Below are 12,399 nucleotides of genomic sequence, written 5' to 3'. Positions count from 1 at the left end.
GGGATTTAGCAGAGGAGTAACAGCCATGGACAAACGTCAAAAAGGGTATGAAACCTTCATTGCCGAACTGCAAAAGCAGTGGCAAGAGACAGAGCAGTTCCAGGGGGAGCGCCTCAACCGGATGATTGCCCGCGTTCAGGCCTATCTGGAGGCTGCAAGTGACCTCACTCAGGACGAGCTGGCGCTGATCGCCGAGTATGTGAAGCGGGATCTGGGCAACTATGACGAGGGGCGCAAGGATGAGCAGGTGGAGGAGTCTGCCTTTATGCTGGCGCTCAAAGATACCGCCTGGTCCTGGCTGTCGGATGTGACTGACCGCGCCCAGGTGGAGTGGCGCGAGCTGGCCGACGAGCTGGAGCACAAGGGCGTCTATGAGGCGGGCGACTGGGTGGGGCTGGGGGTCATGGTGTGCGACCAGTGTGGCTGGCGCCATACCGTGCTCCATCCCGAGCAGCTCGATACCTGCCCCGAATGCGGCTGCGCCGAATATCACCGCGAACCGCTCTCGCCCTGATCCCGTCGTTTTAGTAAAGCAGCTTGCAAGAGGCACCTCCGGGTGCCTCTTCTCATGCGTCATGCGGCCGAGGGGGCTGCTTTCCCGAGCGGATCACAGTAGCCTTGTGGCCCGGCGGGGTTGGCTCGCCTTCAGGGCGTTTATCAGGTGCAAGGAGTCATCCCCATGTTGAGCGAGATCTGGATCCGGGGCTATCGGTCGGTGCGCAAGCTATCCATGCCCCTTGGCAGGATCAATCTGGTGCAGGGGGCAAATGGCTGCGGCAAGAGCAACCTCTACAACGCCATTCATCTGTTGGCGAGCGCAGCCAGCGGAGAACTGGCGCGAGCCATCTGCGCCGAAGGGGGCATCAGCCAGACCATGTGGGCAGGAGGCCTGCGTCCTGGCGATCGGGCCGATGCCCCCAAACGCATTATTCTCGGGATGCAGGCAGATCTGTTCGGTTATGAGCTGCAGATAGGTTTGCCCCCACCGCCGGTCAGCCCCTATTTCGCCTTCGATCCCGAGATCAAGCAGGAGGAGGCGTGGCTGGGGGATCGCCGCTCCCCCTCCAACCGGTTGCTGATGCGGCGCAATCAGGCGGTCAAGGTGCTCGGCATCGACGGCGACAAGGTGGACTATGCCCCCGGCATGCTGCCCCACGAGTCGATCTTTGGCCATCTGGCCGAGCCGGAGCGCTATCCCGAACTCGCCAGATTGCGCCACTTGCTGAATCAGTGGCGCTTTTATCACCACTTCGATATCGCTCCCGGCTCCCCCCTGCGCAGTCCGCAACCGGCGATCCGCACTCCGGTGCTGAGTCATGACGGGCGGGATCTGGCTGCGGCCTTTGCCACCATCGTCGAAATTGGCGATGCCCGATTGCTGCACGATATTCTCGCCCGTGCTTTCCCCGACGCCAGCTTCCATGTGGGGAACAGCGAAGCGGGGCTCGAGATGATGATGACGCGGGAGGGGCTGCGTCGTCCGCTGCGGGCGCGCGAGTTATCCGATGGTACCCTGCGCCTGCTCTGCCTGACGGTGGCCCTGCTCAGCCCGCGCCCGGCGCCGCTGGTGGTACTGAACGAGCCGGAGAGCAGCCTGCATCCCGATATGCTGCCCGCACTGGGCCGGCTGATTGGCGAAGCGTCGCGCCACTCCCAGCTCTGGGTGACTACCCATAGCCCGGTGCTGGCACAGGCGATCGAAGCCCATGCGCCGTGTCGCCACATCCCTTTGCAGATGATTAACGGGGAGACCTGCCTGCATGATCCGGCTCGTCGCGAGTGGCGATTTGACGAGGATTAAAGGGTCAGAAATTGCGGGGCAAGAGATGAAAAAACGGCGCCCCGGGCTATGCGTTGACCCGGGGCGCCGTTAGTCAGGCAGGATTATTTGCCAGCGACGGAGAGTCCGCCAAAACGGATAAGCGGGGTGTAGAAGCCCTTGCCATCGTTGTGGTGCAGGACATCCCCGACCGCTTCCAGCTCACCCAGCAGGCGGTAGAAGTTGCCCGCCACCGTGATGCCGCGTACCGGCTGCAGGCGAACCCCATCGCGGCAGAGGAATCCTGATGCGCCAAAGGAGAAGTCGCCGCTTACCGCATCGGCCCCCGAGTGCAGACCGTCCAGCTTGACCAGCTCCAGATAGTCACCGCTCTGTACCTCAGTTTCGCTGTGAGGGCCGGCGCCAAACACCAGATGGCGAGCGGTCACATCGAGGGCGCTGCGGGCGCCGCGGGCGGCCGAGCCGTTGCTGGCCACACCAAAGTGACGGGCGGTGGCGCTGTTGTGGAGCAGGGTTTGCAGCTCACCGTCGCCAATCAGCAGCAGATCCGAGGTGGCCGCCCCCTCGCCATCAAACGCCTTGATGTTCATGCCGCCCGGCATATAGACCCGGCTCTCCAGAGTGAGCCAGCGCGAGGCAACGCTCTGCCCCACCTTTTCCCGCCAGGGGTTGATCCCCTGCTGGGCCCACTTGCCCGACAGTACCCCCTGAAAGCAGCCAAACAGGCTGGCGAAGCAGTTGGTACTGAAGATGACGCTGTAACGACTGCTTGGTACCGCTTCACCGGGCAGCAGACCATCGGCGATGGCGTAGATTTGCTCGATCAGGGCCTGACTGTCCAGCTCGTCGAAGCGACGGCCATACTGCCCCTGCGAGTGCATCGACTGGCGGCCATCCCGTTCGACCAGAGCCGAGGTGTAGCAGCCGACGCTGAACTCGCCGTGCTGGCAGAGGGTGCCCTGACTGTTGGCGAGCCAGAGCTGGCTCTCCCCTTCGAAGAAGCTGTTGTAGGGCGCGCCGCTCACATCGGGCATGGCCAGCATGTCTGACTCCAGGCGCAGGGCCAGGGCGATCTTCTCCTCAACCGGCGTGGTATCGGGCTGATTGATCTCGGCGCAATCTGTGGTGAGCCGGCTATTAGCCACCGAGATGCGCTGATCCGGATCCACCTTGGCAAAGCGGCTGGCATCGAGCGCATCCTGCAGCATGGCATCGAGCGCTGACTCATCGAGCGCTTCCGAGTAGGCGATGCCGACCCGGCCCTCTTTTATCAGGCGAATGCCGATCTGCTGACTGCTGGTGACCTTGTATTCGCCCAGCTCGCCCTTGTCGGCCTTGAGGGAGAAGGCTCTATCCTGATTGGCGATGATGTCCGCTTCGGCGTTGAGATCGGCCACCTTGTCCAGCAGGCGGGTGAGCAGTTGATTCATGTCGATGGTGCTCATCAGGCGTTCCCTCCCACCAGAATATTGTCCACTTTGAGGGCCGGCTGGCCCACCGAGGTGGGGACCGAGCCCGAGACCGAGCCGCACATACCGGCGGCCAGCGCCAGATTGCTGCCCACCATGGAGATCTCTTTCAGCACCTGCGGGCCGGTGCCGATCAGGGTGGCCGACTTGAGCGGTCTGGTGATCTTGCCGTGCTCGATGAGGTAGGCCTCCTGCACGTTGAAGTTGAACTCGCCAGTGCCGGGCTGTACCGAGCCGCCCCCCATCTTTTTGGCGTAGATGCCGTGCTCCACCGTGGCCAGCATGTCGTCGAGGCTGTGGTTGCCCGGCTCGATATAGGTGTTACGCATGCGCGAGGTGGGGGCGTACTTGTAGGATTCGCGCCGACCCGAGCCGGTGCGGGCATAACCTGTCTTGATGGCGCCCATTCTGTCCACCAGAAAACCGGTCAGCACACCGTCCTTGATGAGCTGGGTATGCTGGGTCGCCATCCCTTCGTCATCGACGTTGATGGAGCCCCAGACGTTGCCTTGCAGCCCTTCGTCCACCGCATTGACCACCGGATTGGCGATGAGCTGGCCCATCTTGTCGTGGAATACCGAGGCCTTCTTGGCCACCGAGGTGGTCTCCAGCAGATGGCCGCACGCCTCGTGGAAGATGACGCCGCCAAAGCCGTTCTCCATGATGACCGGCAGGGTGCCGCTCGGGCAGGGGGCAGCCCCCAATTTCACCAGTGCCTGACGGGTGGCGGTGAGGGCCAGCTCGCGCGGATCGATGCGTTCGGCATGCTCCCACCCCATCAGGGCGCCGGGGGCCTCGTAACCGACGCTCTGCTCGCTCCCTTCGCGGGCGATGGTCTGGGCCATGATGCGGTTGTAGTGGCGGCGATCGGCGACTTGCAGCCCTTCGCTGTTGAAGATCTCCACCTCCTGCTCCCAGCCCAGCACGTTGCCGGAGAACTGGCTCACCTTGCTGCTCTCGGCGCGGGCCACCGCATCCATGGCGTGCAGGTAGGCAATCTTCTGCTCCAGCAGCTTGTCGGCCGAGAGCGGCAGGGCGATTGGGTTGCGATCGGTCAGGCGGGTAAAATCGAAGGCGGTGGAGGTCACCACGGGGTCGCAGCGGTCTTTGGCCGCCAGCAGGGTGACGATACGCAGCAGCTCGTCGCGGCTGGCCAGATTGGTGTAGCCGTAGAGCACCTTGTGGCCATAGCAGAGGCGCACGCCGATGCCGAAATCGAGGCCACCGCTGATGTTCTCTATCTGGCTGGAGAGCAGGCTGAGCTGGCTGCGGCGCTTGCGCTCGACAAACAGCTCGGCGAAATCGGCCCCGAGTGCCAGTGCGTGATCGAGCACGTCGCGGGCGATGGCGGGGGCCAACAGGGAGAGTGGCGTCATAGGATCTCCTTTTCTGGGCGGGTCTCAGCCTTCGCGACCCGGATTCGAGCGTGATGGTGTAGTTGCCCCATTGTTGCAGAGCGTTACTCAAATGTCGCTATGGCGTCAGCGGATGATACCGATTGAAAAAATCGATGCGATAACTGCGACCGCATTGGCGGCAAACGAGGATTTAAGAGAGTGGAAAGAAGGGGGGGAGGAAGCCGGCATCCGCACAGGCTGGGATGCCGGACAGGCAGCTCGGGTCAGAGCAGCTCGTGAATTTCAGTCAGGATCTGGTCGACCCACTGCTCGATGCGGGAGTCGGTCTGGTCATACTGGTTGGCATCGTCGAGGGCCAGGCCGACGAAGTGGCGGCCATCATCGATCAGCGCCTTGGAGGCATCGAACTCGTAGCCCTCATTGGGCCAGTAACCGACCAGCTTGACCCCTCTGGGCACCAGCTGATCGTGCAGCATGCCGAGGGCATCCTGGAACCATTCGCCATAACCCTGCTGGTCGCCGAGGCCAAACAGGGCGACGATACGCCCCTCCAGATGGAGGTCGCCAATATCTTCCCAGCGGGACTCCCAATCCTCCTGCAGCTCGCCGAAATCCCAGGTAGAGATGCCGAGGATCAACACCTCGTAATCCTCCATCAGGCGCAGGGAGACATCCTTGATGTTGTGGATATCCACCAGCTCGGGGCCGATAAGGGCGCGGATCTTCTCGGCAGCCATCTCGGTGTAGCAGGTGGTAGAACCGTAAAACAGACCAATCTTCATCGCTCTTTTCTCTGTTGGCGCTTTCTCGCTTGCTTTTGGCGCGTTCTCGCTTGCTCGTGTGGGCTGCACCTGTTGGCAACACGATGGGCAACATAAGGGGAGGGCGCCAGTCTAGCAGATTGGCTGCGTCCCTTCACCGCCCGATATCACGGGCAGATCAGGTCGCGGCAAGCGGCTTGCACATCCGCCAAGCAGAGGCGTTACAATGGGCCACTGTTCTTCTGACTGCGACCGACCATGAGCAAGCCCGAGCCACATCCCCTGATTGAACCCTTTCTCGATGCCCTCTGGCTGGAGCGGGGCCTCTCCGACAACACGGTCAGCTCCTATCGCACCGATCTGGAAAAATTCTCCCTCTGGCTCGACGAGCAGGGCTGCTCCCTGCTGCTGGCGGGGATGGACGAGATCCAGCACTACCTCGCATGGCGGGTCGATCATCAGTTTGCCGCGAGTAGTACCGCTCGCTTTCTGTCGGCCCTGCGCCGTTTCTATCAGTACCTCAATCGCGAGAAGCTGCGCAGCGACGACCCCACCGTACTGCTGGAGGGGCCCAAGCTGCCCAAGAAGCTCCCCTCCGATCTGAGCGAAGCGGAAGTGGAAGCGCTGTTGACGGCGCCGCTGGTGGATGATCCGCTGGAGCTGCGGGACAAGGCGATGCTGGAGCTGCTCTACGCCACCGGCTTGCGGGTTTCCGAACTGGTGGGATTGACTGCCGAGCATGTCAGCCTGCGACAGGGGCTGGTGCGGGTGGTGGGCAAGGGCAACAAGGAGCGGTTGGTGCCCATGGGGGAGGAGGCGATGTACTGGCTGGAGCGCTACTACCGAGAGGGAAGAACCCTGTTGCTCGGCGGTACCAGCTCGGATGTGGTCTTCCCCTCCAAACTGGCCCGGATGATGACCCGCCAGACCTTCTGGCACCGCATCAAGCTCTATGCCCAGCGGGCCGGGATCAACGGCGAGTTATCCCCCCATACCCTGCGCCACGCCTTTGCCACCCACCTGCTCAACCACGGCGCCGATCTGCGGGTGGTGCAGATGCTGCTGGGCCACGCAGATCTCTCCACTACCCAGATCTACACCCATGTCGCCAACGAGCGGCTCAAGGCGCTGCACGGCGAGCATCACCCGCGGGCCTGAGCGGGTTGGGTGGCCAACAAAACAAAAAACCGCCTGCGGGCGGTTTTTTTATGAATACACGACGGGAAGTGACGCTTATTTGCCCTGCTGGGCTTTCAGCAGGTCGCGGATCTCGGTCAGCAGCTCCTGATCCTTGGTCGGTGCTGCGGGGGCGGCTGCTTCCTCCTCCTGCTTTTTCTTCAGGGTATTGATGGCCTTCAGCCCCATAAAGATGGCGAAGGAGATGATCAGAAAATCGATGATGGTCTGGATGAACTTGCCGTAGGCAATGACCACGGCAGGAGCGCTGCCTTCGGCAGCCTTCAGGGTGACTGCCAGGTCGCTGAAGTCCACGCCGCCCAGGATCAGGCCGATAGGCGGCATGATCACGTCACCGACGAAGGAGGAGACAATCTTGCCGAAGGCGGCACCAATAATGATACCGACCGCCATATCGATCACGTTGCCTCTGGATGCAAAGGCCTTGAACTCTTGTATCAGACTCATTCTTTCCTCCGAAATTAAGCACGCTAGCGTAGCGGCCGCGCCTTGTTCTGGCGGCGATCCGCTATCGGGAGCAGGGTAGCAAGAGCACATGCCTCCTGTTCTCCCTGACTAGCTTGCTGAGGTTGGCTCTGCTTGGCAATCAGGGGGGCGTGATTTTTTGGTTCAACCTGATATTAATTTTTCGATAAATAGCAGGTTGAATGCTGAACTGTGCTGCTGTACTTTGTTGAGTCCATTCATTCATGCCGCGTGAGTAAAAGAGTGAAGTATTTACTACTGGGAATGATGCTTTTGTGCACATTTACTGCCAAAGCGGGGATGGATCCCCAGGCCTTGAAAACAGCCATATCCACCAGGCTGGGGATATCCGTATATACGGTGGATCAGACGCCTATTGCGGGCCTGTATATGCTGGGCACCTCCAAGGGGGTGCTCTATAGCGATGCCAAAGGGGATTATCTGGTACAGGGGGTCATGCTGGACATGACTCGGGACATGAAGAACCTGACCATCTCCGGCATGCGCACTCAGCGTCGACTGGGATTGGCGCAGGCAGCCCATGATCCCATTGTGCTCAAGGCCCGGGATGAGCGTCACCGGGTCGCGTTGTTTCTTGGCGAGAAGGATGCGGCACGACGTCAGCTACCCGGGACTCTGCAGCATCTGCAGGCATCCGGGGTGAGCATCGCGATCTATCCGGTCATTGACCATGCCGAGCGAGCCACCGACTGGTGCCGCGATCCCCTGCTGCAAAATTCGCCCTTCAAAGCTTATTTGCCTCAAAAGGAATGTAGTGAGACCCTTATCCAAAATATTGGCCTGAGCCAATGGTTGGGGGTAAAGGTGCTGCCGGCCTGGATCTCCTCTGAAGGAGATCTGGTGCGGGGTTACCAGAGCCCTGAACAACTGCTCAAGATACTGGATAATTTTGATGCCTCTGCACATTCGTCGTCGTCCGCGAGTTGATGATTCCCATCTGCCCGCCAACCTGCATCCGCTGCTTCGCCAAATCTTCGCCAGCCGTGGCGTAGACGATCCCGTCCTGCTCGAACGCAGTGCCAGCTCGCTGCTGCCACCCCGCCGCCTGTTTGGCATGGAGCAGGCGGTGCCGCTGCTGGCCGATGCGCTGGCCGCCCAGAAGCGGATCCTCATCGTCGGTGACTTTGACTGCGACGGCGCCACCAGCTCGGCGCTGTGCGTGCTGGCCCTGCGCGCCATGGGCGGCCGCCATATCGATTTTCTGGTGCCCAACCGCTTCGAGTTCGGGTACGGCCTTACCCCCGAGATCGTCGAGCTGGCGGTGGCCCGCGGTGCCGAGTTCCTGATCACGGTGGATAACGGCATCTCCAGCATCGCCGGGGTGGCGGCGGCCAAGGCGGCCGGCATGCAGGTACTGGTTACCGATCACCATTTGCCGGGTCAGGAGTTGCCTGACGCCGATGCCATCGTCAATCCCAACCAGCATGGTTGCAACTTCCCCTCCAAGTCGCTGGCCGGGGTCGGGGTCGCCTTCTACCTGATGGCGGCGCTCAACACTCACCTCAAGCAGTCCGGCTGGTATGAGCGGCTCGGCATCGTGGCACCCAATGTGGCGGATTACCTCGATCTGGTGGCCCTCGGTACCGTGGCCGACGTGGTGGCGCTCGACGGCAACAACCGCATTCTGGTGCATCAGGGCTTGCAGCGGATCCGGGCGGGCCGCTGCCGCCCCGGCATTCAGGCGCTGGTGGATGTGTCTGGCCGCGATGGCCGCCGCCTCACCGCCGCCGACCTCGGTTTTGCGCTGGGGCCGCGCCTCAACGCGGTGGGGCGCCTCGATGACATGTCCCTCGGGGTCGCCTGCCTGCTCTGCGATGATCTCAATCTGGCGCGCCAGCTCGCCTCCGAGATGGACAGCCTCAATCAGGAGCGCAAGGAGATCGAGCAGGGGATGCAGCAGGAGGCGCTTGCCACCCTGGAGCAGATCCGGTTTCGCGATGGCGAGGTGCCGTCGGGCATAGTGCTGCACCGCAACGAGTGGCATCAGGGAGTAGTGGGGCTGGTGGCCTCCAAGGTGAAGGAGAAGTACTACCGCCCGGTCATCGCCTTTGCCGAGAGCAGCGAGACCGAGCTCAAGGGCTCCGGCCGCTCCATCCCCGGGGTACATCTACGCGATGCACTTGAACTGCTCGATACCCGCCACCCGGGGCTGATGGGCAAGTTTGGCGGCCACGCCATGGCGGCAGGGTTGACCCTGCCCAAGGCCAATATCGAGGCGTTCGGGCGGGCTTTTGAGGCGGTCATCAGCGAGCTGGTGACCCCCGAGCTCTTGACCGGGGTGTTGCTCACCGATGGTGAGCTGCTGCCGGATGAGCTCAATATCGAGCTGGCGGAGCTTATTCGCGCCTCTGGCCCCTGGGGTCAGGCCTTCCCCGAGCCACTGTTCGACGGCGAATTTGTGCTAGTACAACAGCGTCTGGTGGGGGAGAAGCACCTCAAGATGATGCTGACCACCGATTCCGGTCACGCGGTGGATGCCATCGCCTTCGGCGTCGATCTCAAGCGCTGGCCCGATGCTTCGGTGAAACGGGTGCGGCTGGTCTACCGGCTCGATGTCAACGAGTGGCGCGGCAACCGCAGCGTGCAGCTGCTGGTGGAGCATCTGGAGGCCGCCGGTCTCTGAGCTGATAACTTTGCTGGCTGTAGATAGCGGTAGGTAAGCAGAAGCTGGTAAGAAAAAGAGGCGCCCATGGGCGCCTCGTTTGTTATTCAGAGCGGATGGCTCAGAGCTCGCGGGCCCAGGGGTGCGCCTTGGGGCGCAGCGCCAGTGCCAGACCCAGCAGCAGCACGGTCAGGCCGTAGAGAGGCCAGTTGCCAAAGCGCATATAGGGGGTGGCACCGTGGGCCGGGCGCACTTCGCTGCGCAGCACACCCGCTTCGAACTGCGGGATCTGGCCAATGATGCTGCCATCGATTTCGGTAACGATAGTGATGCCGGTGTTGGTGTCGCGCAGCAGCGGACGAGCCAGCTCCAGCGCACGCATCCGGGCGATCTCCATATGCTGCCAGGGACCGATGCTGGTGCCGAACCAGGCGTCGTTGGAGACGGTCAGCAGGAAGTCGGTATCCGGGTTGACGTTACGGCGCACCTCTTCCGGGAAGATGATCTCGTAGCAGATGGCGGCGGCAAACTTGAGCCCCTTGGCGATCAGGTTCGGCTGCACCTCGTCACCCCGGCTGAAGGAGGACATCGGTAGGTTGAAGAAGGGGGCGATGGGGCGCAGCAGATCTTCAAACGGCACGAACTCGCCGATGGGCAGCAGGTGGTACTTGTTGTAGCGGTTGGGGTGGCCGTAGAAGTAGGACTCCTTGCCATCCGCATCCTGCACTCCCATGCCGAGCACGGTGTTGTAGAAGCGTTGCTTATCCTCGTCGTAGTGGATGATCCCCGCCAGCAGGCCGGTCTCGTTCACCTTCATCGCTTTGTCGAGGTTCTCCAGATAGGGGCCCATAGTCTTTTCGAGGGCCGGGATCGCCGATTCCGGCCAGACGATGATGTCGGCATCCTGATTGTCGCGGCTCAAATCCTGATAGGTACGCACCGTGGGGGCCAGCGCCTCCGGATCCCACTTGAGGGTCTGGGCGATATTGCCCTGCACCAGTGCCACCTTGACCGGCTCGCCACGGGTTACCCAGTTGAGCTGCATCAGGCCGTGAGCGCCGGCAGTCAGCAGGGCGGGCACCGCCAGCCACAGTGGCGAGCGGGACTTCCACACCAGCCAGATGGCGGAGGCGGAGAATAGCAGTGCCAGGGTGATGCCCTGTACCCCGAGAACGGGAGCGAAACCCTTGAGTGGGCCATCGATCTGGGTGTAGCCAAACCAGAGCCATGGGAAGCCGGTCATCACCCAGCCGCGCAGCCAGTCGGCCAGCAGCCAGAGTGCCGGGAAGGCGAGCAGCCAGCGGCTCCAGTGACGACCGCTGAAGAAGCGGGCAAAGGCCCAGCAGGCCAGCGTCGGATAGAGCGCCAGATAGGCTGACAGACCGGCCAGCAGCACGAAAGCGACCGGCAGCGGTATGCCGCCAAATTCGGTCATGCTGACGTGGATCCACCACAGACCCGGCAAGAACAGCCCCATGGCGTAGCCAAAGCCACGCCAGGACGCCTGTTTGGGGCTGGCCTTGTCCAGCAGGGCGTAGAGGCCGAGCAGGGAAGGAATAACCAGCGGCCAGTAGCCGAAGGGGGAGAAGGCCAGCACAGCGATGGCACCAGAGGCCAATGCACTGAGGCTTAACAGAATTTTTGAAGTAACAGGGGATAATCTCACGGGCGATGGTGCTCGTCTTGGTCTGCAACTGGGTCGAATGGCCGGTATCTTACCCTGTACGGTTGCCAACGGCGAGCCTCCTGCCGTCCGGATAGCACAACGCCCCGAGGTCGGGGCGTTGTTCAATGCACTCAGGCGACTTACTGGGGTTCAGATTGCGCCACTGCATGGTTCTCGGGGATCTTCACCTGCAACTGCTGCAGGCGGCGCTTGTCGGCGTGCATCACCTTGAACAGGTAGCCGTCCAGCTCGATCTCCTCGCCCTTCTTGGGCAGGTGGCTGAAGGCGTGCATCACCAGACCACCGACCGTATCCACCTCTTCATCGCTGAACTTGGTGCCGAAGAAGTCGTTGAAATCCTCGATCTCGGTCAGGGCGCTGATGGAGAAGACCCGCTTGCTGAGGCGGCGGATCTCGTCCGGCTCATCCTCGATGTCGTCAAACTCGTCGTCGATCTCGCCAACGATAAGTTCCAGAATGTCTTCAATGGTCACCAGACCGGAGACGCCACCAAACTCGTCGACCACGATGGCCATGTGGTAGCGCTCTTCGCGAAACTCCTTGAGCAGGCGATCAACGCGTTTGCTCTCGGGGACGATCACCGTGGGGCGCAGGATCTTCTCCAGCTGCAGCGGCTCGCTGGCATGGTGGCCACCGAAACCGAAGGGGAGCAGATCCTTGGCGAGCAGAATACCCTCGACATGATCCTTGTCCTCATTGATCACCGGGAAGCGGGAGTGGCCCGACTCGATGATCACCGGCAGGATCTCGTCGATCGGCTGGGACTTCTCGATGGTGACCATCTGGGAGCGGGGGATCATGATGTCGCGTACCCGGAGATCGGCGATCTCCAGCACCCCTTCGATCATGTCCTTGGTGTCCTGATCGATAAGGTCACGCTCTTCGGCATCGGCTATCACTTCCACCAAATCATTGCGGTCTTTTGGCTCGCCCTGGAAGAGTTGGCTGAGCTTGTCGAGCCAGGTTTTCTTCGGCGAGCCGGTACTAGGGTGATCGTCGGTCATTTTTTCTCTTGGTTACTCATTGAATATACGGGGATTTCACTTCAGCTATATGAGG

The 12,399-nt window shown here is 61.7% G+C and carries 11 protein-coding genes; 5 read left to right on the top strand and 6 right to left on the bottom strand.

Annotation, left to right across the window (positions count from 1 at the left end):
* The first annotated feature begins 25 nt into the window (after positions 1-25).
* Both AACR93_RS05105 and AACR93_RS05100 read left to right on the top strand, forming a co-directional pair.
* A complete protein-coding gene (locus tag AACR93_RS05105) occupies positions 26-514 on the top strand; it encodes a zinc ribbon-containing protein (protein WP_043850180.1) in 489 nt (162 codons plus the stop codon).
* Positions 515-679: 165 nt separating this feature from the next.
* The gene (locus AACR93_RS05100; RefSeq protein ID WP_043850179.1) at positions 680-1,801 is read left to right on the top strand and encodes an AAA family ATPase; all 1,122 of its coding nucleotides are present in this window, start codon (positions 680-682) and stop codon (positions 1,799-1,801) included.
* Positions 1,802-1,884: 83 nt separating this feature from the next.
* Here the strand turns inward: AACR93_RS05100 and AACR93_RS05095 are convergent, their stop codons facing one another.
* The 3 genes from AACR93_RS05095 to fldB all read right to left on the bottom strand — a co-directional run bounded on the left by AACR93_RS05095 (position 1,885) and on the right by fldB (position 5,389).
* On the bottom strand, positions 1,885-3,225 hold the full coding sequence (locus AACR93_RS05095; protein ID WP_043850178.1) for a TldD/PmbA family protein: 1,341 nt from the start codon (positions 3,223-3,225) through the stop codon (positions 1,885-1,887).
* Complete coding sequence (locus tag AACR93_RS05090) at positions 3,225-4,625, bottom strand: TldD/PmbA family protein (protein WP_043850177.1); 1,401 nt, start codon at positions 4,623-4,625, stop codon at positions 3,225-3,227. Before AACR93_RS05090 ends, AACR93_RS05095 begins: the two co-directional genes overlap by 1 nt.
* A 245-nt stretch (positions 4,626-4,870) precedes the next feature.
* Entirely contained in the window at positions 4,871-5,389 is a 519-nt protein-coding gene (fldB, locus tag AACR93_RS05085) for a flavodoxin FldB (RefSeq protein WP_043850176.1), read from the bottom strand.
* A 237-nt stretch (positions 5,390-5,626) separates the two neighbouring features.
* Between fldB and xerD the strand changes: the two genes are divergently transcribed.
* Positions 5,627-6,526, top strand: coding sequence for a site-specific tyrosine recombinase XerD (gene xerD, locus AACR93_RS05080; RefSeq protein ID WP_041209968.1), 900 nt, complete (start codon positions 5,627-5,629; stop codon positions 6,524-6,526).
* 75 nt (positions 6,527-6,601) lie between these two features.
* On the opposite strand, the gene mscL is transcribed toward xerD, so the two are convergent.
* Positions 6,602-7,012, bottom strand: a complete 411-nt coding sequence (mscL, locus tag AACR93_RS05075) for a large-conductance mechanosensitive channel protein MscL (RefSeq protein ID WP_041209969.1) — start codon at positions 7,010-7,012, stop codon at positions 6,602-6,604.
* Between the two features lie 318 nt (positions 7,013-7,330).
* Between mscL and AACR93_RS05070 the strand changes: the two genes are divergently transcribed.
* A complete protein-coding gene (locus tag AACR93_RS05070) occupies positions 7,331-7,978 on the top strand; it encodes a disulfide isomerase DsbC N-terminal domain-containing protein (RefSeq protein WP_043850213.1) in 648 nt (215 codons plus the stop codon).
* Positions 7,944-9,674 (top strand): single-stranded-DNA-specific exonuclease RecJ, encoded by a 1,731-nt coding sequence (recJ, locus tag AACR93_RS05065; protein ID WP_043850175.1) that lies wholly within the window; start codon positions 7,944-7,946, stop codon positions 9,672-9,674. The genes AACR93_RS05070 and recJ overlap by 35 nt, the downstream gene beginning before the upstream one ends.
* A 100-nt stretch (positions 9,675-9,774) precedes the next feature.
* On the opposite strand, the gene lnt is transcribed toward recJ, so the two are convergent.
* The gene (gene lnt, locus AACR93_RS05060) at positions 9,775-11,319 is read right to left on the bottom strand and encodes an apolipoprotein N-acyltransferase (protein WP_043850174.1); all 1,545 of its coding nucleotides are present in this window, start codon (positions 11,317-11,319) and stop codon (positions 9,775-9,777) included.
* 140 nt (positions 11,320-11,459) lie between these two features.
* The gene (gene corC / locus AACR93_RS05055) at positions 11,460-12,344 is read right to left on the bottom strand and encodes a CNNM family magnesium/cobalt transport protein CorC (protein WP_033112698.1); all 885 of its coding nucleotides are present in this window, start codon (positions 12,342-12,344) and stop codon (positions 11,460-11,462) included.
* Positions 12,345-12,399: the final 55 nt, after the last annotated feature.

Origin of the sequence: Aeromonas sp. L_1B5_3, assembly GCF_963866575.1 — a bacterium.
GTDB classification, from domain to species: domain Bacteria; phylum Pseudomonadota; class Gammaproteobacteria; order Enterobacterales; family Aeromonadaceae; genus Aeromonas; species Aeromonas jandaei.
The sequence above is the reverse complement of the archived record's forward strand: the minus strand, read 5'-3'. Positions and strand labels throughout refer to the sequence as shown.

Excerpts from the sequence above, each read along its gene's own strand:
- AACR93_RS05105 (WP_043850180.1), top strand. The coding sequence starts at position 26 with ATGGACAAACGTCAAAAAGGGTATGAAACCTTCATTGCCGAACTGCAA.
- AACR93_RS05100 (WP_043850179.1), top strand. The coding sequence starts at position 680 with ATGTTGAGCGAGATCTGGATCCGGGGCTATCGGTCGGTGCGCAAGCTA.
- AACR93_RS05095 (WP_043850178.1), bottom strand. The coding sequence starts at position 3,225 with ATGAGCACCATCGACATGAATCAACTGCTCACCCGCCTGCTGGACAAG.
- AACR93_RS05090 (WP_043850177.1), bottom strand. The coding sequence starts at position 4,625 with ATGACGCCACTCTCCCTGTTGGCCCCCGCCATCGCCCGCGACGTGCTC.
- fldB (WP_043850176.1), bottom strand. The coding sequence starts at position 5,389 with ATGAAGATTGGTCTGTTTTACGGTTCTACCACCTGCTACACCGAGATG.
- xerD (WP_041209968.1), top strand. The coding sequence starts at position 5,627 with ATGAGCAAGCCCGAGCCACATCCCCTGATTGAACCCTTTCTCGATGCC.
- mscL (WP_041209969.1), bottom strand. The coding sequence starts at position 7,012 with ATGAGTCTGATACAAGAGTTCAAGGCCTTTGCATCCAGAGGCAACGTG.
- AACR93_RS05070 (WP_043850213.1), top strand. The coding sequence starts at position 7,331 with ATGGATCCCCAGGCCTTGAAAACAGCCATATCCACCAGGCTGGGGATA.
- recJ (WP_043850175.1), top strand. The coding sequence starts at position 7,944 with ATGCCTCTGCACATTCGTCGTCGTCCGCGAGTTGATGATTCCCATCTG.
- corC (WP_033112698.1), bottom strand. The coding sequence starts at position 12,344 with ATGACCGACGATCACCCTAGTACCGGCTCGCCGAAGAAAACCTGGCTC.